We start from the raw sequence: 26924 nt of genomic DNA, 5'->3' as shown, positions 1-26924 counted from the left end.
ACAACAGCTCTTTTTCCTTTATATACTGCCTAATAGAAAGTAAATACTTACATTCAGGAAGCATAAAGGATGATCAATATGAAAAAAGATGAAACAAAAAAGAAGATCACAAAAGCTACAATAGAGCTGCTTAAAGAAAAAGGCTATAAAGGTACTACCACTAGAGAAATTGCAGAACAAGCTGGCGTTAATGAATTGACGGTTTTTCGCCACTTTGGCAATAAAGAAGGCATTATTCAAGCTATTGTCAAAACAACAAGCTTTTCGCTTGAAATTTTTGATAAATCAATTGAATGGGAGCTTGAAAAAGATTTGACGAATTTCGGTTACCTGTTACTAAAAGACTTTGATAATAACCGAGACATGATTTCAATTGCTTTAAAAGACCCTTTAATTTTCTCACAAGCGCACGAAGAAATTATAAAAAAAATTAATGATACGAAAGAAATATTAAAAGAATACTTTGAAGAAATGCAAAAGAAAGGATATATCAAAGCATTAGATTGCTGCACACAAGCAGAGATTTTCCTAAGTACGTATTGGGGATATTTTATGTATAAACTAAATTTCGGAGACAAAGCCTTACATGCAGATTATCAAGATATGATAAAAAACAGTATAAACACGTTTATAAAAGGAATTTCTCTCCACTAAAAGGAGGCAATAATGTTTGGGTAAACATAAAGAGCTTATCTTGATTATTTCATTACTAATTGGGACATTTCTTGTACCAATTAATTCAACCATGATTGCTGTTGCTCTATCAACCATATCAGCTCATTTTAATGAACCACTTGCAAATATTTCGTGGGTAGTGACTATTTATTTAATTGTAATGGCTGTTACTCAGCCTATCGCTGGAAAGCTAGGAGATCTATATGGAAACAGAAATATCTATTTATGGGGCGTGGTGTTCTTTCTAATAGCATCTTTAGGCTGTATATTTTCAACTAATCTCATTTCCCTTATTATCTTTCGATCACTGCAGGCAGTAGGAGGAGCTTTACTTACTCCAAACACTATAGCAATCATTAGATATGTGGTACCAAAAGAACGTCTTCCTAAAGTTTTGGGTATATTTGGAATGGGGATGGGTTTGGGTGCTGCAATCGGACCATTATTAGGATCTATACTGCTTGAAAACTTCAACTTGGAAGCTATATTCTGGGTGAACGTTCCTTTTCTTTTCTTAGCTTTGATCAGCGGAATAGTTATGATTCCTAAATTTAATGTTAAAAAGCAAACAAGCACTTTAGATATTCAAGGGTCCATTTATTTAGCAATTAGCATTTCTTTATTGATCTTGTTGACACACGGTATGGAATTTACTAAGGCTTTAATAATGGGAATAATATTTATTCTATCTACAATCTTGTTTATCAAAAGAGAAAATACGGCAGAAAACCCGATTATCGATTTTTCTTTATTCAAAAATTCCACCTTTACAAGCGCTAATTTATCTATCATGCTTAGCAATTTTGTTATGTATGTAATTTTATTAATTATGCCGCTGTTAATGAAGGCACAATTTCACTTATCTACAGCGCAAACTGGTATTGTTTTATCGGTTTTTTCGATTTCAATGTCTTTAAGCGGCTGGATAGGAGGATTATTAAACAATAAGTTTAGTTCTAAAAAAGTGATTGGATTTTCTTTTGCTATGATCATTTTCTCCAATATTCTTTTTCTATCCTTAGAGAACGTTGGATCTATTCTTTTTCTTATAGCGGCTTTAATTATTGGAGGTTTTTCTACGGGAGTAGGTTTAACAAGCATGCAGGTTTCCTCGCTTGATTCCGTAAGTAAAGAGCAATCTGGTACAGCCTCTGGCATATACTCGACGTTTCGCTATTTCGGGAGTATTATTTCGTCCACGCTTATCGCTCTTGTTACAAGCTATAACTACATCTTTATTATTTTAGGGATATCAGGGGTAGTAGGTTTACTAGTAGCTAGGAGCATTAAATCTGGCAGCCAAGACATGATAAGCAGCAATAATTCTAGTGCAAAAGCATAGTCGTTTTTTTATAAATTTTACAAAGCTGTTGGTTATATATACGATTTACTAATTAATCTATAAAGATAAGTAATGCTTCTGAAATAGGAGCATTACTTATTTTTTGACTAAATTTCTGTGAATTGCTTTTTTTAATGGTAATATTTAGCTAAAGGGATATACAGATAAAAAGTTCAATCACGATGGGAGAAGGGTTAATCTTACTTGTCATTACAAGTATATTTATAGTAGCACTAGAGCTAAAAAAGCGGGGGCTAGGTTGAAAGATAGAACCTTTTCCTTATGAGAAAGCCGGGGATGAAATGGCAATAGGAATCGCATTAACTGTTTTAGTATTAGGTCTTATGTTTGCGAGTGGACTAAGCCAAGGAAAGTCAGCTAAAAGAAAATATATAGTGTGGGGAACGACTATTATATTAATAATAACTCCATTCTTTTCATGGATTGTTTCTATTCTGTTTGGTATTAATCAAGGAAATGGTTTTGCTGCCGTGGGATTAATGATGTTATTATTACCGCTTTTCTTTTTAATTGGAGTCGTTACTCTTCTGATAGGTATTTTTAAGAAGGACAAACAATATGAATAAATCTATTTAGAAAGCAAAGAAAGCTCTAAGATTTATTCATAGGGCTTTCTTTACTTCTTATTAGCTCACTTAACGATATGATGATTATAGATATAATGGATCCTATAAAAATAGCAAAATTAACTACTCCAATTCCCATACCAGTTAATCCTCCGTAAAAGTAGCTTATGATAACAACACTTAGACTAATCATTCCTACAATTAAAGGTATTATATATTTTAAAGAGGATGTGGTTCTACCCAATTTATATGAAAATAAAAGTGAGCAAGCAACTGTAGTTATAACAATCAAGTACATTATAGCCATTTTTAACCTCCTTGAGCTATATGATATAAACATTACCATAAATTTACATATAGATAAATGTTTTTTTGAATCTAGAAACAACGATTGGAAATAAATCATAGCCTGTCTATCTCATAGATTTTAAAAGCGAGTTTATACCAACCCAACATATGTATGTGTAATTTACCAAAGAAGTTTGTTGAAAAAGAAGTTTCTTAATTAGTATCTATTAAAGGAGGAAGAGAATGTGAAGAATAAGACCACTATAATAAAAGTTATGGCTTACATAACTAGATTCAATGATCCCTATACAGAGTTACTAGTTTGCGAACATAGAGATTATCCAGAAGCAGGAGTTCAAGTTCCAGCCGGTACTGTAGAGGAAGGAGAAACAATTGAAGAAGCTTTATATAGAGAGGTCAAAGAAGAGTCTGGGTTAATGGAGTTTTTATCGGTGAACAAAATAAAAACATACGTATATCATCATGAAGGTAAAAGTCAGTATCATGAACGACATGTTTTTCAGTTAGAAGTTCAAAAAGAAACGGCAGAACGGTGGGAATATAAAGTGAATTCTGAAGGGGAAGATGCAGGATTAATCTTTTCCTATTATTGGGTTCCTGTTGGAGCTGTTCCAAAACTAGCAGCAAATCAAGATGATTACATTAATCAGTTATTCGTATAGCTTTAAATTTACTAATAAGATACTATAGAGACTAAAAATTAATAGGTGATTGTGGTACGTGATTTATGGAACCTAAACAAAAGCACCTACTTATTTATGAGGCCTTTTGTTTAGGTTTTTTATAGGAATAGTTTTTATGTAGGTGCCAATAGCCAGTATGCCTATGACACTTATTAATCTATCTTTATTTCTACACTCTCTTTTACTCTTTTCACGTGTAATCTTCAACGTGACTAGTTTTTTTACGTTCACTCTCAGGTTCTGGGTGTATTAACACCTCTGAATCGGGAAATTTGCGAAGAATATCTTGCTCAATTCTGTCGCATAGATCATGCGCTTTGTGAATGTTGTAATATGATGGAACTACTAAATGAAAGTCAATCCATTCGCTTGGACCAGACCGTCTTGTACGAAAGTTATGGTATTCGATAAACTCTTGTTTGTGGGAATTAATAATGTTTAAGATAACCCGTTCTTCATCTTCCGATAGACTGGCATCCAATAAAGGAGGAAATGATTCTTTCATTAATTTATAGGCCTCAATAATGATATAGATGGCTAGCACAATTCCAATAATCGGATCTAAAACATACCACCCAGTGAGATTTACAAGGAATAAACTTATAGCCACACCAAGTGAAGTATAAACGTCTGTCAGCAAGTGAAGAGCATTTGATTTCATCGCCATGGATTTTGTTTCTTTAGCTGTTTTATGAACGATTTTTGAGACAATAAAATTAATTACTGCCCCAAACAGCATAACAAGAATCCCTAAGAAAGGAAGTTTAATTGGTTCGGGGTTCATGAGTTTGTGAATACATTCGTAGATAATCCAAATACCTGCTACAAAGATTAATAATGTTTCAATGGTTCCAGAGATATTTTCTACCTTTCCGTGTCCATATCGGTGGATCTTGTCAGCCGGCTTTTTAGATATTCGAACAGAGAAAAAGGCAATCAAGGAAGCTGCTAAGTCTAGAGACGAATGAATACCTTCTGATATAACTGCAACTGAACCTGTAAAGACGCCTACAACTATTTTTAAGACAACCAGAAGAGAGTTACTCATAACAGAAAGAAAAGCAATTTTTGAAGAATTCAATAAATTCACCACCTATAAGAGATGAATTAATGATATCAAGCGAATTGCATGTGGGTCTACAGCAACGTTTTTTACCATTTTTCAATAAATTAGGGAAGTTAAAAATAGTGTCGCTAAGCCAAATTCTCGCCGAATTAATGATAAATGCAATGTTTTATTGAGTTGCAAAATAAAAGTATCCATCTCCTGATATACTTTTTTAAAAACCCTACTAAAAGGAGAATAGGAAACATGCTTAATCAATTAAAGCTGTGGGCTAAAAAGTTAAAAAAACAGCTATTTATCTTATACTTAGCTTATAAAGATGAACGAGTATCTTGGTATACCAAATTATTTACTGCTTGTGTTGTTGCGTATGCCTTCAGTCCAATTGATTTAATTCCTGATTTTATACCAGTTTTAGGATATATTGATGATATAATCATAGTTCCTTTAGGAATTATGATTGCTTTGAAGATGTTACCTAAAAGTGTAATAGAGGACTGCACAATAAAAGCAGAAGATCTCATTCAAAACGAGAGGCATAAAAACTGGGTTGCGGGTTCAATTATTATCATAGTATGGCTACTTATTTTTATGTGGAGCTGTTTTACTGTATTTAAGTTTTTAAACTGAATGCAATCTTACAAAGAAAAATATATATGAGGTTTACTATTGAGCGATATGATACAAAATGGTACCTGTAGAATATTTTGCATTAATCCTTGCAGTTAGCGGGGTCATCATCTCTTTGATACTAGGTATACAAAGTTTGTATCAATGGATAATCGATCAAAGAAATCGAAAAAAATGGTTGAAACAGACTGTATTATCTTCAATAAAGGAGTAAGAGCAGATCCTTATTTCCTCCATATGCATCTTAAAGCAGACACAAAGGTTGTATCTCAGCCCACAGTTGGTAACCACAGGTATCAATTATGGGCTAATTTACCTCTATGCCTTTTGAAGAAATGTTCAGGTTAATGGTTTTTTTTATATAAATTATATTGATTTACAATTAGAAATAAAGGTTGAAATCAAGCTAATAATCCATTTGTTTAGTAGGATTTTTTTACTATCCACTTTTTCGAGATGTAGTGTAAGAGAAAGCCTCTGTACTGATTTATAATATAGTAGCTAGCAATATAGAGTATACTTCCAAATAAGAAGCTATTAAGAATCATACCTGTTAAAAAATTCTTTCCTATTTTTGCTCCTAGTTCTAGTGAATTATCTAAATCTTCATCTGTATTCTGAAGTAAAGTTTGACCAAGATCGATTGGGAATATATATCCTCCAACTACTGTATTCAAGTAAAACATCAACGGAAAGGCCCACATAAAAAACATTCCACCAATGAGCCCTGCTATGCTGTTTCCTTTACATAATTTGGCTAAACCTACGGATAGTATAAGACCAAATCCAAAGGTAGGAACAAAGTTCACAACAGAACCTAGACTAAAACCTAGCGCAACTTTATGTGAATGATCTTTTAATCTTAATAGTTTAATAAGTAAGTATTTAAACCGGCGCTTCAAAAACATTAATTTGCTCACATTATTCCTCCTGTCTTTTTACGCTGGCATCCTATCTTTCTTTTTGGTGTTCACCATTATAGAAAGGTGTTTTATTATATTCAAGATTTGGCGTCATATAAGTAAAAAGATAAATGAGGTAAAGAACAACAGATTTAACCATTATAAGTATATTTATACTTTATATGACAAAATAAATAATTACCTCCTAATAAATCAAGTGATTTTATGGTGGGACCTAATACATATCAAGCGTTAATAGCTAATTCAACAAGTGCGGTTACAAGCAGTACACTTCTGAAATATGGAATGACTAGTAATGAAGTTGAAAAAGTACAGCAGCTGTTAAAGGAAAAAGGTTACTTTAACGCCACACCAACAGGATATTTTGGCACAATTACTCAAACTGCCGTTATGAATTTCCAACGGGATCATGGCTTAGCTGTGGATGGAATAGTAGGTCCAGCTACTTTAAATGCCTTAAATAACGCATCTACTAGCGCCACTGGTTCTTCAACTGTTAATAGTTCAACGCAAGCGACAGCTAGTGATATTGTGGCTTATTCTAAAAAATTCATAGGGGTGCCATATGTTTGGGGCGGAACTTCTCCAAATGGTTTCGATTGCAGTGGTTTCATTTATTATGTATTTAAAAATGGAGGTGGAGTAACTGTACCGCGAACAGTAGCCACCTTGTATCAGTCAGGAAAAAGTACATCTACTCCGAATATTGGAGATATCGTATTCTTCGATACTACTGGAGGTCCTTCACACGCTGGAATTTATATTGGAAACGGGCAGTTTATTCATGCTGGAAGTTCAACTGGTGTAACTATTGCATCGTTAAGCAATTCTTACTGGGCACCTCGTTATTTAGGAAGTAAGTCTATTCTCTAATAAACTAAAAAGTACTAGTTAGCAAGAACGAAAAGGCTTAGAACAAGGGGTAAGAATTAAAGTTTTTTGAAGGTTACCTTTTTATTTTTATGAATATTGAGCTTTATGATACGATATGAAGTGAACTTTTTAAATGAGGGTCTATATGCAAAAAATTAAAGGTAAAAGGATAAAAATTAGTATATTTCTGCTAGGATTAGGGATTATTTTTTTTCTGTTTGCCGGGAAAGAGCTTGTGGTAAACGAAAAGCCTGTAAAATCTGACGTGATTATTGTGTTAAGTGGTGATAATGATCGACTGGAGAAAGGAATTGAATTATATAAAAAAGGCTATGCGGCTCATTTAATCCTTTCGAATGGCCAAGAGAATAATTTTTATCATCAAGCCAAAGACTCTGGAATACCTAAGGATTCAATTATATTAGAAAATCACGCTACAAGTACTACGGAAAATGCTAAATTTACAAAAAAGCTAATGATGAATTATCACTTTCAATCCGCTATCGTTGTTTCTTCAAACTATCATATGAAAAGGGTAGAAAAAAACTTTAATAAAGAATTTGAGGATACCCAAATACAATTAACCTATTGTTCTAGTGGAAGTCGTTATTATAATCCACAGAGATGGTGGGAAACTGCTTTAAATAGAAAAGTTACTTACACAGAATACGTCAAACTTATTGGCAATTATTTTGGTTTTAGCGGAAAGAAATCTAAAGAATTATTAAGAGAATTTATTTAACAAAATAGCAAAAAGTCCATAGGGAATGCCTCTATGGACTTTTTGCTATTTGAAATTCCGGCTAGTTTAACATAGTCTTGTAAGCTCATATGAAACGGAGTGATAGTGGATTATTTGTTTAACATAAAGGAAAGCACGGTGCCCCATATAAAGATTACTAAATAGAATAACCTTTGCAGCAGACCGGTAGGCATAGGAACAAAAAATACAAGCATAATGAGTATAAGGATGACTAGTAAGGAGACTAAGCAGCCATAAGTCCAATACTTGCCGCTGCTTAAAGATGATGCATACATCCAAAGACCGGCTAAAACAGTAACCATGCCAAGCTGAGCAAGTATTGAATGCCAAAATAAATTAATATCAGCCGGGATAAAGCCTGAAACAATATTACCTAAAGCTAATATAAGAATAAAAGCTGTTGCTAGTTGGCTTTTTCTCGTTTTCTTTAGGTTTTGTGAAATGTACAAAACACCAATTGAAAGTGTCAATCCGTTTATAATAAACAATACGTTCATCCAGAAATGATGAGGAGAGCAAATTTCATGAGGTGCAATTGAATAGGTGTAGTTTCCACAAGAAGTTACACCAAGATCACTCATTGCGTGATGTAAAAAACTGTAGGGAGCAGTTGAAGTCAAAATAAAGAAAGGTTCAACTAAAAAATACAAGCAAGTAGCAAACCAGCTTAAAATGCCAAGCTTTTTCGATATATACAGAATTATCACCTCTTAAAAAGCGTTATACCCGAATTATACATCCAAATAATGTTAAAACAAATGGTCTTGGAGTCTATTTTTAAATAGGGCTTGAGGTTGATGTGAGTAAGGAGGGCAAAGTGTTTAAACTTTGAGGGCTTAGGAAAAGGCCTCTTTACCAATGTTTTGTAGCGATAAAGAGGTCCAAAAGCTGCTTAATTAGAAATGAATAACTGCTGATTATGCGGTCTTTTTATAAAATATACGTATAAGGTATCCAAAACGCAGTGACATTCAAGATGTTTTTTCTAGAATTTTATAATCTGCTGTTTTTTTAATATCTATATCATATTCATGTGCAAATGTTTCTAATTCCTTAAAAACATTTGGTGGATTAAATAATGTTATTCGCATATTCCACCCGTTTTCTACTTTTACTACTGCTAATTTTGATTTCCAACTTAACCGTTTAAATGCAATTCTTTTAATGTCCCTGGGTTTAACGGTTTTTGCATATACTTTAAACCATAATATATATATTCTATAGGTTAAAGTATCTCTGTCTATCTGAAATTCATATCGGAGAAAAAGGGAAAGAAACAAGCAAAGGATAGCCAAAAGGTGTAAAAAGGCAAGTTCTTTATGTTGAACTGCTTGAATGAGTAATAAAGTATTTAAAAGTAATAAAGGATAAACAACAGTTTTTTGAGCGGTAGCTTTAAATAACATAAAGTCTCCTTCCTTTAGTAAATAAGCCAACTTATTTTTCTTCTATGATATTATTTAGTTATTGATTTAGATTAGATTTATATTGGGAGGTCTTTTAGATGTATAATACCATTTCAGATTTTATCAAAGAATGGAACAACGAAGCCATGCTGACTCAAAAAGTTTTAGATAGCTTGACAGATGATTCGTTGAAACAACAAGTGTATCCTGAAGGGCGTACGTTAGGGAGAATTGCTTGGCATTTTACAACAAATATTCCAGATTACCTAACTGAATTCGGATTAAGTATAGACAGAATTGAAAGTACAGCAAGCGTTCCATCTTCAGCACAGGAAATCGCTATAACCTTTAAAAATGTAAGTTCTCATGCTGCTAAAATTATCGAACAGCAATGGACAGACGAATCTTTAGAACACACGCAAGAAGCGTTCGGAAGAACCCAATCAAATGCCACAATCTTAATGGGACTAATCAAACATATTGTTCATCACCGAGGTCAAATTACCATTCTTATGCGTCAAGCAGGCCTAAAACCTGCTGGAGTTTATGGGCCTCCAAAAGAAGATTGGGTTCATTTAGGTGTGGAAAATCCACCGCTTTAATAATATCAGGTAAATAAAAAAGAGGCTGCCCATAGAAAATACTATAAAATTACTTTCCAGGCAGCCTTTACGTAAAACCTAATTAATCATTTAGTGCTTACTCTGAAAAAGATTTTGAGTAATGTACAACACCTTGCACATTTTTTAGAGATCCTTCTGTTAACTCTATGGCCATAAAAAATTCTTCAGGCACGTCAAATGGAGCATATATATTCCATGAGGTAGCTGGTTTAAATCCAAACTTAGGATAGTAATCTTTGTGCCCTAAAACAATTACTGAATGATAACCAAGCTCTTTTGCGCGTTTTAACGCAGCGTGTATTAGTTGGCTCCCAGCTCCTTGTTTTTGATACTGAGGTGCAACTGAAACTGGAGCAAGTGCTAAAGAAACGGTAGCGTTATCACCATCTATAATTGTTATTTTAGATAGAAGAATATGGCCTATAATATCTGCTGCATTCGGATTTAATGCGACTAGTGAAAGTTCAGGAATAAATTCATCTGACTTCCTAATTCGTTTCACAAGTAAATGTTCTTTCTTATCGCTGTATTCTTCATTTAAAAAAGCGCTTTTCACAACTTTTTCAGTTTCATTATATTCTTCAGTGAGTTCTTGTTTAATTAAGATATCCATTTAGAGTCTCCTATCAACTTGCTAAATTACCGCTTTTTATACTCCATAAATGGGGCTTCCTTTATGCACACATTAATTAAGGAAGCTTACTCACCCAGCTCTAAGCATAAGTTTAACAAACAAAAACCTCCAAAATTAGTATGTATATATTTTACAGTGTTGTATTTTGTGAGTCCACCTTTAATACATAATATTTGTTTATTGATTATGGTAAAATACACTATATATGTTAAATTGAAGTATGTAAAGAAGGTGTAATGTCTGGTGTTGAAATTATTATTTATAAGTCTAGTAAGCTGTTTAATCATTTATATTGGGAAACGTGTATGGAAAAAAGGTAGTACTAATTTTATTGCTGGATATGGAAAGATATTTACACCTAAGGATGAAAAGCAGCTCGCTAAAGGAATTGGACTTATTATTATGTTGTTTGGCTTTGAAACTATAATATTTCCCATTCTTTCTTTATTTTTTGAAGGGCTTGGCTTTTATTATGGATTGCTGATTGTGTTGAACTTCTTCGCTTTATTTGGACTTATGATAAAGGATCAGGTGCAAAGAGAAGCCTAAAGGGGGAGAAAACAATTAATAAAAATATTCGGCTTATGATTGGTTTAATCAGCACTATTATCCTGTGTTTCTATGGAGTAAGAGGTTTATTCATACATGAAACAATACCGTTTTCTTCTTATCTCTTTGCGGTAGGTGGAGCTATTTCTACCATTGCTCTTATCTGGGAATTAATAAAGAAAGATGCAGCTTAAATTGAAAGGAGTGATGATGTGAAAAGACGATGGATTTCCTGGTGGATAGCTAATATAATTTGGATCATACTTTTCGTCGTAGGAACAGCTGTTGTCTGGACAAGAGAAGTGGATGGAGCGGGTGTTACCCAAACACTAGAGCTGAAATTGTTGGCATTTATTGTTTTATTGATTGCATTTATTTTCCCTTTGATTATTCAAGTTATATGGCTAATTTTCAATTTTAAAGCTAACAAGCGTGTACTGTAGAAAATAGAAATGATGTTATGAAATAGAGGGAGTGATATGTATGTACAGCAAAAAGTGCTCTAAATGTAATTCAACTTTAACCAAAGCTCGTATTCAATCATCACCTGGAAGTTTAGGTGTAAATAAAACGCCAAGCAGCGTATTAACTAATAATCATAATTATAGTGAGTTAATACCTTATGTTTGTTCCAGCTGCGGTTATGTAGATTTTTATGTTGAGGATCATGAGAAATTTGTTTAATAGACCTTTTAAGATTTTTTATTTTCGAATACATTGTGATAAGTCACTGAACTTGGTATATCCTCTAATGTCAATTTTAATTAAAGGGTAAGGAAAATAAATGATCTCTGGAGGCCACTTATTATGAAGAGAACACTTAGTTTTCTGTCAGTAGTTTATTTAATCGTTCTAACTGCATGTAATCAAGAAAGTTTAGGGACGAATACAGAGAGTTCTTCTGCTATCATTGTTGTAGTTGAAAACAAGGAATATAACGGAACAGAAGATAAATTAGATCAAACACAAGAAATAGGAGACCAAATAGGGACAATAGAAAAGGAAACCAAAGCAACTAAAATGCCCGCGGGTAATAATCAATCAAACTATTTTACAGTTGGTTCAGAAATCTATTCAGTAAAAGGAACAGAGAATTATATTATAGTTAAAGACAAAGATCATAAAAGTCAATTAATGAAAAAGGTAGTTCAAAAAAGGTGAGTATTATCTAATATTGTCAAACAAGATTTTAAGTCTCTTAACGAATATAAATATTATCTTGATACATTCCGCTTTTCCACCAGGAGTATTTGTCTTCCCCTTCAATCAACTGCTAGAAAGACCTAAACAAATGAAGTCTGCGTTTAGCTTAATAAAAAAACAAACTACTAATCGCTTGATCAATAGCTCGTTTTTTACTTCATCTAAAATACTTTTGTCTCAACCTCTTTTTTCACCAGAATCTCTACTTCCGACTTTCTTATTCCCGAAAAAGAACTTTCCTGACACTGTTTTTCTAATCCGGAAATAAGTTCAACTAGATAAAAAAATTGTTGATATGTGTAAGTTTTTGATGATAAATCAGTTGAACTGAAGGATTGAAAATCTACCTTTTCTTTTGTATAATAAGTTCAACAGAAGTTCAACTAAAAAAAGAGGTGTATAGAGATGAAAATTTCACGTTTTAATAAAGACTGTGGGAACTCAGTCGATATGAATATCATAGATGGATATCTATTTGATTTCCAAACCAACGTAGTAGAACTCCAAAAAGAAGCTGCTGATTCATTCTTCACAGATGCTGTTACAGCACCAGAGGAATTTAAAAAGCGTATCTTATTATCTACAACCATTGGAGAGGAAGAAAAAGAACGTTATTTCTTAGTGGGTGACATTGCCGCCAGCCAACAATTAGCAAACAATCATATCAATCGTTTACATAATAAAATTACAAGTCATATTCCATACGTAACATTTTTAGCTGCCGTTGCATACTACCACGCGTTACACACAAAAGATCAAAAGGACAACAACATCCAAATTGACTATTTCTCTACAATGTTACCAATTTGGTTACTAAAAAAAGAAAGTACGTTTGGTGAAGCGCAAAAGGCTATGGCAAATCGCTTTGTTGGTGATCACACTTTTTATATCCATACCCCAGGATTTGAAAAAGAATTAAAAGTATCTGTGGAAGAAAGTGTTTGTTTAAAGGAAGGTGAAATCGCACGTTTTGCGTTAAAGAAAGACCTAACGCTTCAAGACCGTGAAGATGCTAATGAATATGTGGAATGTGAAACCGTAATGATCGATATCGGTGGAGGATCCATTGATGTTGTAATCTTACCTGAAGGGTTGAAGGCTGCGAACAGTCGTGAATCGTTCCAAAGTATCGAGGGTATTCCCTACTTAGCACATATCGATAAGTTACGAAAAGAGAAATTCCCAGAGTTGTTTACCGATTTACGCGCTTTTGATCAATTTATTTTAGATAACTACAGCAAACAAAAGTTTGAACTAAAAAATGAAAACACAGGTGAATCCATTGATTTAACAGCTCAAATCAAATCTTCTCTAAGAGATTATGTAGAGATCTTACTAGCTAAGTTAAATGATGTCGCCCCACCACCAGCAAATAAAATCCGAAAATATGTATATAGTGGCGGTGTCGCTCCTACACTAGAAGTAGCGATTATGAATAGCATGCGTGAAAAAATTGGCGAAGAACGCACAGAGAAATATCATAAAGTGCCTGAGGATAGCCGTCACTTAAATTTATTCGGCTTAGAAATCCGAAGCATGGGGTACCTTCAAAAGAAACAAGCCGAGAAGAAAGCCGTTAAATCCTAACAGCGTAGGTGATAACCATGTCAGAGCGTCAAAACGCCTTTACGATTAAAACTAATCAGTTGAGTGATGAAGTCTATGATATACTTGCAAAATATGCAAAGTCTCGAAAATTAGGGGACTATATTTCATCTCTAATTGTTCGTGACCTTCATAGTTCATCTTCCAATCAAGTAGAAGCAGGACACAGAACAGAAGAACTTCTTGAACATATCAATTCCGAACTACGGGAATTAAAGAAATTAGCTCAGTCCAACGGGTTTGTGAGTAAACAAGAGGAGATAGAAGAGAAGCCTTCAGAAAGCCACCAAACCTTCAAAGAAGGTAAGGTTGCAGATCTAGAGCAATTATCTGGGTCATTAGATGATGATGATTTAGAGGAATACAACGATTTTTAATTAAAAAAGCTACTGGTATGTGGGACGAGACTGTCCCACATACCAGTAGCTTTTTTGTTTTCAATATGTCTATTCGTTTTTGATACATTATCATATGTACAAAAAACGTGTTAAAACTAAAAAAGGGAGGAAACAGCTTATTTATGGATAATAATAATTAGCACGAGTACTTTTATTTATTCTAATTTTGCTTTGTCTCAAGAACATTAACAATTAGATTTAGGTATTCTAAATACCATATCGAAGCTCAATTACACCATGAAGTGTTAGATAAAAGGTACGCTTATCATCTCCCAAGATGACAAGGACATTGCGGAGTTTAGGTTGGATTCAAACGAATAAACATGACTATAAATTTATTAGATTAATAGCTTGCTAACTCTGAAGGTATTCAGAATTAGCGGGCTATTGTTTTTACATTGAAACGCTTGTACGTGAATTTAATTTATATAGCTTTTTTAAGCAACATATAATTGATTGGCTCTAATTATTTAGTCACGATAAGCGCTCGAATAATTTCATTCCAGTAGTATTTGAAATCTTTTTTACTCGTATCTTTTTGTGTTAAACTCATCGATTCCTTTGTATTTTCTTTTTTTATATTCATTATGATTTCCCCTTATCACTTTGTATTTAGTATGTTGTGGTTTGATTTACCATATTTTATAATGAAATTAACGATCGTTACAGATGAACATTCCGATTGAATCAATCGGAATATCCGATTACATAGAGGTGAGGGAAATGGAAATAAAACAACTGATTACATTTAAAACAGCTGCAGAAAATTTAAATTTTACATATACGGCTAAAATTTTGAATTTTGCTCAATCAAGCGTTACCGCACAAATAAAAGCTCTTGAAAATGAACTTGAAACGCCTTTATTTGAACGTCTTGGGAAACGCTTGGTTTTAACAGAGGCAGGTAGAGAATTTAAAAGATACGCAGATAAAATGATTCAATTGACTAAGGAAGCAAAAAACGCTGTAAGTGGAGTGGAGGAGCCTTCGGGTACGCTTATTATTGGATCTTCTGAAAGCCAGTGTACCTATAGATTGCCTCCCATATTAAAAGAGTTTAAGGATCAATTTCCTAAGGTTAAAATGATTTTTAAACCTATTTATTCTCAAGAACAAACAAGAGCGCAGCTACTAGACGGCACTCTTGATATCGCCTTTACAATGGAGCCTATTCAGCATCATGATGGAAATCTACATACACAATGTCTTGTTGCAGAAGACTTAAAAATTGTTGCTTCTCCTCAGCATCCTTTAGCTGATAAAACGGATATCTACTTAGAAGAGCTTGAAAATGAGACTCTCTTGTATACCGAATCAGGTTGTTCATATCGCGTAGTGTTGGAAAACTTGTTTCGTGAGGCGGGTATTTGTACATCCACTAAATTTGAATTTGCAAGTGTGGAAGCTATTAAGCAATGTGTGATGTTGGATTTAGGTATTGCGATATTGCCTGAAGTAGTGGTAAAAGGAGAGCTTGAGAAAGGAATATTAAAAGAATTGGCTTGTACTAAAGTGGATACGACCCTTTATACACAAATGTTTTGGCATAAAGATAAATTTATGTCTCTTCCTTTACAATCGTTTATTCAATTGGCTTGCAGTACTTTTGGTTTAAATTATATAGGTACAGAAAGTGAAAAACTCTAGGTACATTATGCCGACTAAAGAATTACACAGGATACATAAAATAATCTGATATCTTTCCCAATAAGATAAGAGGTGAAGGAAATCTTCATTCCTTCACTAATATATAGATGAACATTAATAAACTAGATTTTAATTGGTGAAATCTGAGTTAGGAGTTGATCTAATTTGAAAATGCGAGTAAATCAAATTAAACTAAATGGTTTAACATTTCAATATCGAGAGGCGGGCGAAGCTTCAGCACCTGTCATTGTTGCACTTCACGCTTTAGGAATGAGTGCAGAATCGTGGGACGAAGTAGCGGCTGCATTAGGAAAGGAATATCGGTTTTTAGCTTTAGATCAAAGAGGACACGGTGGAAGCGAGAGAGCCGGCACGTATACGTTTGAACTTATGTGTGATGACTTGCTTCAGTTTGTAAATGCGCTGAAATTAGAGCGCTTTACGTTAATGGGTCATTCTATGGGTGGCACCGTCTCCTACCTTTTTTCCGAGACATTTCCATCAAGGGTAAAACGGTTAATTGTTGAAGATACACCTCCACCTTTTACAGGAGAGAAGTTCGAAATTCCTTCTAAACCTCCTGGCTCTCTACCATTTGACTGGGAGGTTGTACCTTCAATTCTTCAACAGTTGAACAACCCGAATCCTAAATGGTGGGGAAGTCTTACAGAGATAATTGCACCTACTCTTATCATAGGAGGAGGATCTAGCCATATCCCTCAAGATAAGTTGCAGGAAGTTTCTAAACGCATTCCAAATTGTAAATTAGTAACGATAAAAGGGGCTGGACATGAGGTGCACGCAGGAAACTTATCCGCTTTTTTAACTGCTGTGAAAAGCTTCCTTGCTTCGTGACTTTCTGGAGCTTTTATTTAATTTGAAAGACTGTTTAACTAAATACAATTTTTAAAAGTTATTAAACTTTTATAGAAAGGGAGACTATACGTTAGTCTCCTTTTTAATCTGTAAATATGTTAATATATAGATTATATGTAATAAAATTCATGATAAAACATTTTTTATGAAAGATAAATAAATGCCTTTTAATAGTAATAGGGAATGCTATAACTCATTAAATGAGCATGTTTGAAAGGAGGAGAATTTCTTGTTGAAATTTATAGAAAAAGGTTTTTTCTATGGCCTTATTTTAGGAGGATCATTAGGTTTCTTTGTGATTCCATATAAAGAAGTTGAATCAGTCGGTGATGGTGTAACAGAAACAACCTATTTAAAACTTATTGATTTTATTATTCATCTCATTCGTTTTAGTGTAGTTATAGCTACACTTGGAGCGGTAGTAGGTTTCTTTCTTTATAGAAAAAAGAGTTTGGAGTGATTAACCCAAGCTTTTTCCGACTGGTGATTGGAAGGCAAGGCGAAGACTCCTGCGGGGAAAGCGGAGCAGGTGAGACCCCGCAGGAGCGCAAGCGACGAGGAGGCTCAGCGGCCGCCCGCGGAAAGCAAAGCCTTGCACGGAAATCAACTGCGGTGTCACCAGCGATTCACCTCATGTATACTAGTTTTTCATCTTTAGATTGGATTCATTTCGTTATGTCTCAACCTTTTATTCTTTTACTATCGGAACATTCTTAAAAAAATGTTCTCGAATAGCTGCCGATTTAACTGTTTTATTTATCTTTTTTTTATTGTCATCTATAAATTGCTGTGCTTCTTCTTTATCAAATAATTTATTACTATCCGGTAAAGTTTTAATGTTGCCAGAAATAAACTCTTCCATTTCTTCTCTAGATACTGAGAATTTTTGATTGTCTACTTTAAAACTGTAACCTTGAGCATTAGGCACTAATATTGCTAAATAAATAGCATTGTAAAGAAAGTTTTTCTCCAATGTATTCTTACCGTCAAACCAATATTTTAACGTTTCAACTTCTGAAAGAGAGCCCGCTTTAGTACCATACGTTATTTTTAGCGTTTTATTATGTAAATCAATTTCTTTAAATGTTTCTCCTCCAGGCAAGTCCCTTACGATAGCTACCCCGTTAGAATTATTTCCAACATAAGTTCCGCTACGCTCTTTAAGCTTTTTTACATCAACAGTATTAATGCTTGTAACTTCTTCTTTTTGAGAACAGCCGGTTATGCCTACTAGGAGTAATAAGATTAAACAAAAAAATACCTTAAAATATTTCATAAAAAGCCTCCATTTTCTTACTTTAATACCCTTATGTGGATATTTCATGAATTATTAGTTTATCGTAAATAGGCTGTCTTGAAAAGGTGTAGGTCCTTTTGTACAAAATACCCTTTGCTATAGAAAACGTTTTTGTCAACTGCTAGTAGAAGAAAGGAATTTTGAAATATGAAAAGACCCCAAAGCTTTCTTGAAAAAGCGCTTTGAAGTCTTCATTTCTCTTTTTTTACTTTTAAGAGCTAACCCCTACAATTGCTTCGATAATTTGGTCCCAGTCCTCACTATGAACTTCATGTCCTGTACCTTCAAGAGCTATTAATTTAGCATGAGAAATAGCTTTTGCAAGAGCAAGTCCATGTTCATAAGGAAGTGCCGGATCTTTTGTTCCATGAATAATCAGCGTAGGTGTGCTAATTTCACTCAATCTGTCATAATATTGGCCTCCTCCTTGAAGTAAAGCATGATTAAATCTACTCGGCAACTGTTTGGCGCGGGCAGCTTCTCTTTTTGCTAGCTTATACATTCTTTCCTTTTCATAAGGTTTTGTTCCACTTAACGTTTTCCATCCACCTGCAAGGTAGTGAACGGTTGCCTCTTGATTTGACCAGTCTATGGAAGTACTTTTTGTATGATAATCAAGTATACGCTGGTCCATTGGAGGCAATTTTTCCGCCTCAGTTCCAAAAATGCTTGATGCAATTAAAGTAAGGGAATCTATGCGTTTTGGATATCTAAGAGCAAGAATCTGACCTATCATCCCGCCCAACGACATTCCAACAATATGAGCTTTTTCTATAGAATAAGCATCTAAAACGCCAATTGCGTCATCAGCCATATCCGTTATTGTATAGTTAGAAGTACCGGGTGGATAAGTGGTAGAGCGGCCTAAATCACGATGGTCGTAACGAATAACAAATCTCTCCCTTTCAGCGAGGCGAAGACAGAAGTCTTCATCCCACCAATCTAACGAGGACATTGCTCCCATTATTAAAAGAATAGCCGGATTTTTAGGGTTCCCAAAACTTTCTGTGCAAATCTCTACTTTATCTATTTTTAGTATTTGTTCATTCATTTGTGTACCTCCTTTTAAGTGTTAGAAAAATGAAAAGCAGCCCTTTATTCACTTCTCTAAAATGAGAATATTTCCTTTTTGAATTTTATTTAGGTAATCGATTGTTCCGTCTGTTACCTTATTGACTAGAATAGAGCAGGAAAGTTGAATGTACGTATGGAAAACTACTTATGTGAGGTGAAATAAGAATGGATGATTACTATGGAGAGCTTTGCACAAGGTTATACGAAGTTGATAAATCCGTTGCAGAGAGAAAAGAGCTGGAGTTTTATCTTTCCTTTGTAAAAGACCAAAATATGAAAGTATTAGAACCGATGTGTGGGAAAATACTTTTAACGATTATAAAGAAAAAAAGTGAAATTGAAGAACTAGTAGATTGGACTGAAACAAATAGAGTATCTTTTAATAAAGAAATCATCGTCGTTTACAAAAAAAGCTTCTACGATAGAAAAGCGAGCTCTTTGAATACTAAGATAAAATATGAGCTACTTCAAGGAAATCAGACAAAAAAGGTGGAGATAATGGATTTCCCTCTTCGACTTTATGGCTCAGAAGAGTTTGAACGTATCCTTAGCTCTAATGGATTTAACAATCTTACTGTTCATGAAGTAAAAGATGGCTACGGAGAAGGCATGTCATTCTCTGTCTATGAGTGCAGAATATAGACATTGTAATACCATTTAAACTTTGATTACCTTTTTCATTCATTACAACTTGATAGATTAATATACATATACAGGATTGCTGAAATCGTGTGCTATTGGTGAGCATATAAATTCAGCGTTCCCATGAGGAGATGCTTTATGAAGCGATTAATAAATAAAATTGCGATTGTTACTGGTGCTAGTCGGGCAAAAGGTATTGGTACTGAAATATGCAGGGAGTTAGCTAAAGAAGGCGCAGATATTTTTTTCACTCATTGGTCAAATTATGATCGTTTAATGGATTATTGTAATGAGGATGATTTTAATTGGTCGAAGCATCTGATTGAGGAGATACGCAGTCTGGGAGTACGATGTGAATCGATGGAATTGGATTTATCACAGCCCGATGCATCAAGAAAACTGCTTGATACAGTTCAAACCAAACTGGGTTCTCCATCAATCCTTGTAAATAATGCAACACATTCTGTAGACGTAGATTTTCGTTCGATAGATGCTGATGTTCTCGACGCTCATTATAACGTGAATGTTAGAGGAACATGTCTTTTAACTGTTGAGTTTGCACGTCTAATCGAAGGCAAGCATGGCGGTCGAATTATTAATATGGTATCAGGTCAAGATAAGTCACCTGAGCCTGGCAATTTGGCTTATGTTGCCACCAAAGGTGCCGTTTCTACATTTACTAAATCAGTTGCTATTGAATTAGCACCTCTTAAAATTACTGTTAATGCTGTAGATCCTGGACCAACTAATACTGGGTGGATGAGCAGTAAGTTGAAGGAAGATTTACTGCCGAAGTTCCCAATGGGTCGACTTGGTGAGCCCCGGGATGCCGCAAAATTAGTTGTTTTTTTAGCAAGCGAAGAAGCAGAATGGATTACCGGACAAATTATCCACTCAGACGGTGGCTTTTGGTGATTTAACATAGTAGCGGTCTCCCGCTTTTTTAGCGGATTTTTGTATGAAATAAGCAGTCAAAAAGATCTTCGAATGAAGATTCTTTTTTTATAATGTAAAGTAACATTAATGGGCTATGAAGGGAAAAGTACGGGCTGTTCTAAATAGATGGTGAACATTATGGTAAATGTTTTATCACTTTCACTTATTAACGACAAATCGGGTATATTCAGGGGGAATATTTATATGTCAGGCTTTAAGGACGAAGAAGTACTAACAGGAGGGAATGTTTCTAACGTTTACCGCTTGGGAAATACCGTGCGACGAGAATTAAAATCAGATAGTCATAAATTTCATAAGCTATTAAAGCATTTAGAAAACAAGGGGTTTACTTATGCACCAAAATTTTTAGGCATTGACGAAAAAGGGAGAGAGGTCTTGTCATTTATTGAAGGTGAAGCTGGTAATTATCCCTTGAAGAAATATATGTGGTCCGATGATGTTTTGATAGAAATAGGAAAAATGCTCCGTCTTTATCATGATTCAGTGAGTGATTTTTCATTTGATGACAGCTGGAAATCAATAGATAACACGCCTAAACCATTTGAAATACTATGTCATAATGATTTTGCTATATACAACATTATTTTTAATGATGAGAGACCAATAGGAATTATTGATTTTGATGTTGCTGCACCTGGGCCAAGACTTTGGGACATTGCTTATACTCTTTATACGTGCGTCCCTTTGAGTAGATTTTATCTTTCTGAAATAGGTGAGAAAATTCATTATAATTCATCACAGCATGCTCAAGATAGAAAGCGAAGAGTGAAATTATTTTTTGAATCTTATGGCGAAGAATTACAAGAAGGTTATTTGGAAATGGTATTGCTGCGATTAGAGGGGTTATGTAAAACAATTACAAGAAAAGCTAGTGAAGGTGATATTGCGTTTCAAAAAATGATAGACGAAGGGCATCTTGAGCATTATCAAAACGATATCAAATTCATTTATGAACATACAAAAGAATGGATTTAATTTTAATAGAGGAGCCCTTGTCATGCGAATTATTAATATTAGAGAACAGGTAGAGTACAAAGACAAAGCTATTGAATATACTCAGCGTAAGTGGGCGAGTAAAGAGAATTTAAAGCTTTACGAAGACTGTATTATACATAGCTTAAACACAAATAGTTGTCTTCCAGTCTGGTACCTGTTAGAAGACGAAGGAGGAATTATCGGCTGCCCAGGGCTTATCACCAACGATTTTATAAGTCGAATGGATTTATGGCCCTGGGTGTGTTCTCTTTACATTGAAGAAAGTTATCGAGGTAAATCCTTAGGTGAGCAACTTCTTTTAAAGCTGAAAGAAGATACGAAAAATGCCGGATTTGATAATCTTTATTTATGCACCGACTACGTTGGATACTATGAAAAGTATGACTTTTCATATATAGGCGATGGTTATCATCCGTGGGGGAGTAGTTCAAGAATCTATAGGGCTAATTTAATAGGTTAACTATCAATTTTTTTATAAAATGTTTTTAGCTGTTTCAATCAGTGAATAGCGGGTATAAGTTGATTATACAAGCGTAGCCCCCCCAGGAACATGCATGTATATTTCTTTTTCTTACTTACCCTGTTGAATCCTCTTTTTCATGGAGGATTCTTTTTTTATGTCTAAAAGAAGACTTCTCAGACTATATACATCAAACACCTTAAACATCCCTTATGTATTTTATACTCACTGAATCTAGGTCACGTTACAAGATGAAAGAGATTCAGGGGTCTCATGGGACTGTGGATAAATGTAAGAAACCTTGCAGAAATACTAAAGACAGGTATAGCCAAATTTTTATTTTATAAAATATTTTTATACTTTTACGCGTTTTGCTTATACCAATTTTTGCTTTCTTCATAGTATGTACTATAAGTGTATAAGGAGGTGGAGTTATGCCAGGACGTCGTAGTGGAGATCGTCGTACATCTCAATCTCAATCTCAATCTCGTTCTATAGTAGATAATTTTCGAAGAGGAGATAAAATTCAAGTTTTTTCTGCTGGAAGACAGCTTGATGGAAATGGTACGTTTATTCGAGCAGAAGGCGGATTTTTAGTATGGGAAGATAATTCAGGTAATAGAAATACGACTAGTTTAGAAAGTATCAGCGTTCGCAGATTAAGAAAACGTAATTGCTAATAATTTGGACAGGCTCTGATTTTATATAAATAAAAAACACCTTCAAGCTGATAACTGGGTAAGGGGTACCGAGCAATCACTTGGAGGTGTTTTTTCTCATGGGAAACATCAGAAATAAGTTTTTTGACAGTATCACTTATAGATTAATACCTTTCATAAGACGGAAGGTTTCAAGAAGCAAAACGTTTAACCCTAGCCATACTCCTCCAAATACATATCCTGCTGCAATGTCACTGGGGTATTGTATGCTCAGATACAAACGACTAATGGCAATAAGCAATAAAATAAGAATGGCCACTATTGGTGCTACTGTAGGAACCCACAATCTTTTAGAGTGTCGAACCAGCATAAATACAGCAAACCCATAAATAACAAAAGCAATTAAAGACTGCTCGCTTGGAAAGGTGTATGAAAGCTGTTCTATCAACGACTTTCTAATAGGGGAGAAATGATGGAACATTCGTCTCAGGCTTTCTTCGTATAGCTCTCCGCCGCCTGCAACAACTACCAGAGATAATAATTCAATTTTTTTATCTCTGCCTTTCCATAAAATCCATACAAGTGTAAAGAAAATCAATGTTACCAGAACCTGCCTGGATCCCAGTATGAAAAACACCCGCATTGGTACATTCCAATCTTTATTAAAAAGAGCTGTTATTAATAAACTCGTTATTTTGTTAAAATCTCCAAACTCGTTTGCGATAAAGTCTTGCGTCATTCCAATCATAAGCAGAATAAACCCTAACGTAACTAATGCTGTAAATATAAAAACAAGACCCGCCCGTTTCCGCGTATGAAATGCGTTTACTATCCACTTGAGGCAATTAATTGCTATCTTTTTAATCGTTACTTTGAACTTTTTATAAATGTAAATAGCTACGAACAAACTTACAGCTACAATCAGCCCAATGACAAAATACTTCTTAATAGAATGATGAAACTGTTCCCACTGAGGTCCTAATAACTTTCCTAAAGTAATAAATGTGGTGACCCAAAGAAATGATCCACTATAGGCATACAGTGCATACGTACGAAAGGGAAGCCGAGTAATTCCTGAAAAATATCCTGTAATATGTCTAATAACCGGGAGGAAATAAGCAATAATCAACAGCTTGTTTCCATGTACACCAAACCATTTTGACATTCTTTCAATTCGCTCTGGCCCCATATGAAGGGTTTTTCCGTATTTATCAAAAAAGGGAGTCCCTAACCTATAACCTACCCCGTAGGCTATGGTCATTCCAACCATACTCCCCATACCAGCCACCAAGATACTTCCCACCCAGCTCAAATGTCCTTGAAAAGCAAGAACCCCAGCGTAGCCCATGAGCAGCTCCCCTGGAAGAGGAAGTGCAAGAAGTTCCAGCATCAATGCTAGAAACAGCACGATATATCCGTATTGATTTATATAAGATGTGATAAAATCCATGGTTTGTCCTTCTTTCATAGTATGTATGTATCTAAAGCACAGTCGGTAAGGCGAATATGCTTACATGCGATTGAAATACAAAGGTGAAAAGATTAATTTCACCTTTGTATTTCTTTTAATGTAGCACTATTTATTAAAAAAACTGGATTTTTCATTAATTTTTAATGTTATTTTTAGCCTATTTTTAATTACAAAACGTAGACTGAAAATGTGCTATTTGAAAGCTCAACTTAAGACTGTTTGTTTTTCTAATAAATAGTGTAAGGAGTTCTTAACCAATCTATGTAACGAAAAAGAAGAAAAGATATACCCTACAAATCGATTAAAAAGGGGAACTACCCATTATTACTTTTTTATCAGCAGAGCAATTCTTTAATCGCCTAAACAAAAGAACAAAAAGATGTGCTGAAAAGTCTAAGTTTTACCCCACAGCAAAAGCATACAAACTACAAGGAGGGAAAAGTCATGAATAACCGTGAACGGGATAAATACTTAATTCTTTCCGCTACGTTTGGAGAAGGACATAAACAAGTGGCAAATGCGATAAGTGAAGCAGTAAGTAATGTGGTTGCTGATGCTGAACCTATTACCATTGATATCATGGAGTGGGTTCATCCCAACCTTTATCCAATCAGCCATTATATTTATAAAAAAGGAATTAAGAAGTTTCCACAAGTGTATAGCTTTTTGTATGAAAAAACTCGTGTGAAAAATTCTTTTTCTGTTAAGTTAAATTCGATCTTTTTATCGGGTATGGAAACCGTGCTTAAAATCATACAGGAAATAAAGCCGAAAGTAGTGGTTAGTACCTACCCATTTGCCGCGGGAATTATATCCAAATTAAAAGAGCAAGGGTTAATTGATATTCCAGCGGTAACCATCATCACAGATTATACGGATCATTCTTATTGGATTCATTCCTCTACAGATCAATATGTGGTAGGGTCTGCTCGATTGCGTGATCAATTAATTGCGTTAGGGGTAGAGGCAGATAAAATTAAAAATACTGGAATACCTGTACGGAAAAGATTTATGGATGTTCTTCCAAAGGATTTTCTCTTAGAAAAATATATGATTGATCCCAATATATTCACCCTGCTCATCATGGGAGGGGGCGACGGATTTTTTGGGAAAGGACTTTCAACCTTTAAGGCCTTAGAATCCATTTCTACACCGATGCAACTTTTTATAGTATGCGGTAAAAACAAGAAGTTAAAAACACAATTAGAGTCGGAATTAAAAGACTCGAAGCATGACGTGAGAATTTTGGGATATTGTGAAAAGGTTGAAGAATTAATGGCTATTTCAGATTTAATGATCAGCAAGCCGGGGGGAGTGACAACGTCTGAGGCAATGGCGATGGATTTACCCATATTAATTTACCATTCGTTACCGGGACAAGAAGAAGACAATGCAGAGTATTTATGTCGTTCAGGATTCGCACTTTCTGTAAAAACAGAAGAAGAGTTGGTTGCGCGGGTCGAAAATCTGGTTCATGATTCAGCACCTTTAAAATGGATGAAACAAAGAATAAAAAAATACCAAACTAAAACGTCATCCATAGACGCTCTCCATGTCATTGTCGAAGCAGCAAGACGTAGTCCATTACTAAACGTAAATGATAGAACAATACAAAAGCAAAAGGAGATAGAGGTGAGTATATAATATGGAGTTCATGATTTCTGCTATTATTTTTTTAATTTTATTATACACCGTTATTCCGTATTTCCTATCACGTGGTCTAGGAGTAAACGTAGTTAAAAGGGGAAGGGATTTATCGAAAATTGCTTTTACGTTTGATGATGGTCCGAACCCTATTTATACGCCGATACTTCTTGATTTATTGAAGAAAAATGAGGTGAAGGCAACCTTTTTTGTGGTCGGTACCAAAGCAGAAAAGTACACTGAACTGATTCAGCGAATGCATAATGAAGGCCACTTAATCGGAATTCATAACTACGTACATCACTCCAACTGGTTTATGTCGCCTTGGAAAGTTCAAAAAGGACTGAAGGATACAGCCAAGGTGATTGAAGCTATCACGGGAGTCGAGCCTAGATATTATCGCCCGCCTTGGGGAATGCTTAATCTTTTCGATTTTATCAAAAGAGGTAAATATAAGATTATTCTATGGTCAATCATGGCGGAAGATTGGCGAACCTCTGGCGGAAGCGAAAAGATTAAACAGCGCCTAGCAAATATAAAAGGCGGGGACGTGATTTTGCTGCACGACTGCGGTGATACGCTAGGGGCGGAATCTGAAGCTCCAAGAAATACAATTAATGCGTTAAGAGATGTGTTAAAAACAGTGAAAACGAAAGGATTCACTTGTGTCCGTGTTGATGAATTGGTAGAGAAGCTATAAGTAGTACGAGAACTATATTTATTAAAGCTCACAAATGACATTTTAATTCTTGTCATTACCCTAACTAAATATCTTCTCTGTTATAAAAAGAACCTCTATTTTAAAGAGGTTCTTTTTTATGGTCAGTAAAAATATATGGTAATATAATCATATATTGGCTATATTTATAATTTCGTGATTTTTAAATTCTGTGTTGAATCAGCAGTCAATCTAAACGACATCTATGAAAGTA

General features: G+C 34.6%; 34 protein-coding genes. 25 read left to right on the top strand and 9 right to left on the bottom strand.

Annotated features, from left to right (window positions below; all coding sequences use genetic code 11):
• Positions 1-78 precede the first annotated feature (78 nt).
• The 3 genes from ACWATA_RS16135 (at position 79) to ACWATA_RS16125 (ending at position 2604) form a co-directional block, all read left to right on the top strand.
• Entirely contained in the window at positions 79-654 is a 576-nt protein-coding gene (locus ACWATA_RS16135; RefSeq protein ID WP_261765756.1) for a TetR/AcrR family transcriptional regulator, read from the top strand.
• 16 nt (positions 655-670) lie between these two features.
• Positions 671-2017: an MFS transporter gene (locus ACWATA_RS16130; protein ID WP_154989175.1), complete on the top strand. Its 1347-nt coding sequence runs from the start codon at positions 671-673 to the stop codon at positions 2015-2017.
• A gap of 302 nt (positions 2018-2319) precedes the next feature.
• Entirely contained in the window at positions 2320-2604 is a 285-nt protein-coding gene (locus ACWATA_RS16125; RefSeq protein WP_028413893.1) for a hypothetical protein, read from the top strand.
• A gap of 25 nt (positions 2605-2629) precedes the next feature.
• Here the strand turns inward: ACWATA_RS16125 and ACWATA_RS16120 are convergent, their stop codons facing one another.
• Positions 2630-2911, bottom strand: a complete 282-nt coding sequence (locus tag ACWATA_RS16120; protein ID WP_028413892.1) for a YesK family protein — start codon at positions 2909-2911, stop codon at positions 2630-2632.
• A 226-nt stretch (positions 2912-3137) separates the two neighbouring features.
• Between ACWATA_RS16120 and ACWATA_RS16115 the strand changes: the two genes are divergently transcribed.
• Positions 3138-3575, top strand: coding sequence for an NUDIX hydrolase (locus ACWATA_RS16115; protein ID WP_028413891.1), 438 nt, complete (start codon positions 3138-3140; stop codon positions 3573-3575).
• A 211-nt stretch (positions 3576-3786) separates the two neighbouring features.
• Here ACWATA_RS16115 and ACWATA_RS16110 read toward each other — a convergent pair whose 3' ends face one another.
• Positions 3787-4677, bottom strand: coding sequence for a cation diffusion facilitator family transporter (locus ACWATA_RS16110; RefSeq protein WP_028413890.1), 891 nt, complete (start codon positions 4675-4677; stop codon positions 3787-3789).
• Between the two features lie 231 nt (positions 4678-4908).
• Between ACWATA_RS16110 and ACWATA_RS16105 the strand changes: the two genes are divergently transcribed.
• Positions 4909-5292 carry a YkvA family protein gene (locus ACWATA_RS16105; protein WP_473049974.1) on the top strand — a complete coding sequence of 128 codons (384 nt, stop codon included), beginning with the start codon at positions 4909-4911 and terminating at the stop codon, positions 5290-5292.
• Positions 5293-5714: 422 nt separating this feature from the next.
• Here the strand turns inward: ACWATA_RS16105 and ACWATA_RS16100 are convergent, their stop codons facing one another.
• Positions 5715-6212, bottom strand: a complete 498-nt coding sequence (locus ACWATA_RS16100; protein WP_140450585.1) for a DUF2062 domain-containing protein — start codon at positions 6210-6212, stop codon at positions 5715-5717.
• Positions 6213-6419: 207 nt separating this feature from the next.
• Here ACWATA_RS16100 and ACWATA_RS16095 point away from each other — a divergent pair, with 207 nt between their 5' ends.
• Both ACWATA_RS16095 and ACWATA_RS16090 read left to right on the top strand, forming a co-directional pair.
• Positions 6420-7088, top strand: coding sequence for a C40 family peptidase (locus ACWATA_RS16095; RefSeq protein ID WP_473049973.1), 669 nt, complete (start codon positions 6420-6422; stop codon positions 7086-7088).
• Between the two features lie 145 nt (positions 7089-7233).
• Positions 7234-7830 (top strand): YdcF family protein, encoded by a 597-nt coding sequence (locus tag ACWATA_RS16090; RefSeq protein ID WP_155017166.1) that lies wholly within the window; start codon positions 7234-7236, stop codon positions 7828-7830.
• 110 nt (positions 7831-7940) lie between these two features.
• Here ACWATA_RS16090 and ACWATA_RS16085 read toward each other — a convergent pair whose 3' ends face one another.
• Positions 7941-8549 carry a DUF998 domain-containing protein gene (locus ACWATA_RS16085; protein ID WP_473050226.1) on the bottom strand — a complete coding sequence of 203 codons (609 nt, stop codon included), beginning with the start codon at positions 8547-8549 and terminating at the stop codon, positions 7941-7943.
• Positions 8550-8822: 273 nt separating this feature from the next.
• Positions 8823-9257 carry a diguanylate cyclase gene (locus ACWATA_RS16080; RefSeq protein ID WP_328172433.1) on the bottom strand — a complete coding sequence of 145 codons (435 nt, stop codon included), beginning with the start codon at positions 9255-9257 and terminating at the stop codon, positions 8823-8825.
• 98 nt (positions 9258-9355) lie between these two features.
• On the opposite strand from ACWATA_RS16080, the gene ACWATA_RS16075 reads away from it, so the two are divergent.
• The gene (locus tag ACWATA_RS16075; protein ID WP_028413883.1) at positions 9356-9859 is read left to right on the top strand and encodes a DinB family protein; all 504 of its coding nucleotides are present in this window, start codon (positions 9356-9358) and stop codon (positions 9857-9859) included.
• A 97-nt stretch (positions 9860-9956) separates the two neighbouring features.
• Here the strand turns inward: ACWATA_RS16075 and ACWATA_RS16070 are convergent, their stop codons facing one another.
• Positions 9957-10493, bottom strand: coding sequence for a GNAT family N-acetyltransferase (locus ACWATA_RS16070; protein WP_473049972.1), 537 nt, complete (start codon positions 10491-10493; stop codon positions 9957-9959).
• A 264-nt stretch (positions 10494-10757) separates the two neighbouring features.
• On the opposite strand from ACWATA_RS16070, the gene ACWATA_RS16065 reads away from it, so the two are divergent.
• The 10 genes from ACWATA_RS16065 (at position 10758) to ACWATA_RS16020 (ending at position 17509) form a co-directional block, all read left to right on the top strand.
• The gene (locus ACWATA_RS16065) at positions 10758-11063 is read left to right on the top strand and encodes a hypothetical protein (protein ID WP_028413881.1); all 306 of its coding nucleotides are present in this window, start codon (positions 10758-10760) and stop codon (positions 11061-11063) included.
• Between the two features lie 212 nt (positions 11064-11275).
• On the top strand, positions 11276-11506 hold the full coding sequence (locus ACWATA_RS16060; RefSeq protein ID WP_028413879.1) for a DUF3923 family protein: 231 nt from the start codon (positions 11276-11278) through the stop codon (positions 11504-11506).
• Positions 11507-11546: 40 nt separating this feature from the next.
• Entirely contained in the window at positions 11547-11747 is a 201-nt protein-coding gene (locus tag ACWATA_RS16055) for a hypothetical protein (protein ID WP_080754401.1), read from the top strand.
• Positions 11748-11870: 123 nt separating this feature from the next.
• Positions 11871-12224 (top strand): hypothetical protein, encoded by a 354-nt coding sequence (locus tag ACWATA_RS16050; RefSeq protein ID WP_028413878.1) that lies wholly within the window; start codon positions 11871-11873, stop codon positions 12222-12224.
• A 447-nt stretch (positions 12225-12671) separates the two neighbouring features.
• Complete coding sequence (locus ACWATA_RS16045) at positions 12672-13853, top strand: Alp7A family actin-like protein (RefSeq protein WP_014460729.1); 1182 nt, start codon at positions 12672-12674, stop codon at positions 13851-13853.
• A 17-nt stretch (positions 13854-13870) separates the two neighbouring features.
• Positions 13871-14248: a hypothetical protein gene (locus ACWATA_RS16040; RefSeq protein WP_098113384.1), complete on the top strand. Its 378-nt coding sequence runs from the start codon at positions 13871-13873 to the stop codon at positions 14246-14248.
• Positions 14249-14992: 744 nt separating this feature from the next.
• Positions 14993-15916: a LysR family transcriptional regulator gene (locus ACWATA_RS16035; RefSeq protein ID WP_328171040.1), complete on the top strand. Its 924-nt coding sequence runs from the start codon at positions 14993-14995 to the stop codon at positions 15914-15916.
• A 165-nt stretch (positions 15917-16081) separates the two neighbouring features.
• Positions 16082-16771: an alpha/beta fold hydrolase gene (locus tag ACWATA_RS16030; protein WP_473049971.1), complete on the top strand. Its 690-nt coding sequence runs from the start codon at positions 16082-16084 to the stop codon at positions 16769-16771.
• Between the two features lie 250 nt (positions 16772-17021).
• On the top strand, positions 17022-17252 hold the full coding sequence (locus tag ACWATA_RS16025) for a hypothetical protein (protein WP_033578563.1): 231 nt from the start codon (positions 17022-17024) through the stop codon (positions 17250-17252).
• A 23-nt stretch (positions 17253-17275) separates the two neighbouring features.
• Positions 17276-17509, top strand: coding sequence for a hypothetical protein (locus ACWATA_RS16020; RefSeq protein ID WP_473050225.1), 234 nt, complete (start codon positions 17276-17278; stop codon positions 17507-17509).
• Here the strand turns inward: ACWATA_RS16020 and ACWATA_RS16015 are convergent.
• The gene (locus ACWATA_RS16015; protein ID WP_367077334.1) at positions 17481-18068 is read right to left on the bottom strand and encodes a DUF4825 domain-containing protein; all 588 of its coding nucleotides are present in this window, start codon (positions 18066-18068) and stop codon (positions 17481-17483) included. The two genes, ACWATA_RS16020 and ACWATA_RS16015, sit on opposite strands and share 29 nt — an antisense overlap.
• A 232-nt stretch (positions 18069-18300) precedes the next feature.
• Complete coding sequence (mle, locus tag ACWATA_RS16010; protein WP_367077333.1) at positions 18301-19140, bottom strand: alpha/beta fold macrolide esterase; 840 nt, start codon at positions 19138-19140, stop codon at positions 18301-18303.
• Between the two features lie 188 nt (positions 19141-19328).
• Here mle and ACWATA_RS16005 point away from each other — a divergent pair, with 188 nt between their 5' ends.
• From ACWATA_RS16005 to ACWATA_RS15985, 5 genes are all read left to right on the top strand, one after another.
• A complete protein-coding gene (locus tag ACWATA_RS16005; RefSeq protein ID WP_310877334.1) occupies positions 19329-19805 on the top strand; it encodes a hypothetical protein in 477 nt (158 codons plus the stop codon).
• A gap of 138 nt (positions 19806-19943) precedes the next feature.
• Positions 19944-20720 carry an SDR family oxidoreductase gene (locus ACWATA_RS16000; protein WP_033578569.1) on the top strand — a complete coding sequence of 259 codons (777 nt, stop codon included), beginning with the start codon at positions 19944-19946 and terminating at the stop codon, positions 20718-20720.
• 225 nt (positions 20721-20945) lie between these two features.
• Entirely contained in the window at positions 20946-21737 is a 792-nt protein-coding gene (locus tag ACWATA_RS15995) for a phosphotransferase (RefSeq protein WP_473049970.1), read from the top strand.
• Between the two features lie 22 nt (positions 21738-21759).
• The gene (locus ACWATA_RS15990) at positions 21760-22218 is read left to right on the top strand and encodes a GNAT family N-acetyltransferase (RefSeq protein ID WP_221818229.1); all 459 of its coding nucleotides are present in this window, start codon (positions 21760-21762) and stop codon (positions 22216-22218) included.
• Between the two features lie 434 nt (positions 22219-22652).
• Positions 22653-22898: a hypothetical protein gene (locus ACWATA_RS15985; protein ID WP_240962050.1), complete on the top strand. Its 246-nt coding sequence runs from the start codon at positions 22653-22655 to the stop codon at positions 22896-22898.
• Between the two features lie 136 nt (positions 22899-23034).
• Here ACWATA_RS15985 and ACWATA_RS15980 read toward each other — a convergent pair whose 3' ends face one another.
• On the bottom strand, positions 23035-24327 hold the full coding sequence (locus ACWATA_RS15980) for a VTT domain-containing protein (RefSeq protein ID WP_473049969.1): 1293 nt from the start codon (positions 24325-24327) through the stop codon (positions 23035-23037).
• 465 nt (positions 24328-24792) lie between these two features.
• Between ACWATA_RS15980 and ACWATA_RS15975 the strand changes: the two genes are divergently transcribed.
• Both ACWATA_RS15975 and ACWATA_RS15970 read left to right on the top strand, forming a co-directional pair.
• Complete coding sequence (locus ACWATA_RS15975) at positions 24793-25992, top strand: MGDG synthase family glycosyltransferase (RefSeq protein ID WP_473049968.1); 1200 nt, start codon at positions 24793-24795, stop codon at positions 25990-25992.
• Between the two features lies 1 nt (position 25993).
• Positions 25994-26692 carry a polysaccharide deacetylase family protein gene (locus tag ACWATA_RS15970; protein ID WP_473049967.1) on the top strand — a complete coding sequence of 233 codons (699 nt, stop codon included), beginning with the start codon at positions 25994-25996 and terminating at the stop codon, positions 26690-26692.
• The last annotated feature ends 232 nt before the right edge of the window (positions 26693-26924 follow it).

Source organism: Priestia sp. USM5, assembly GCF_058323215.1.
The sequence above is the reverse complement of the archived record's forward strand: the minus strand, read 5'-3'. Positions and strand labels throughout refer to the sequence as shown.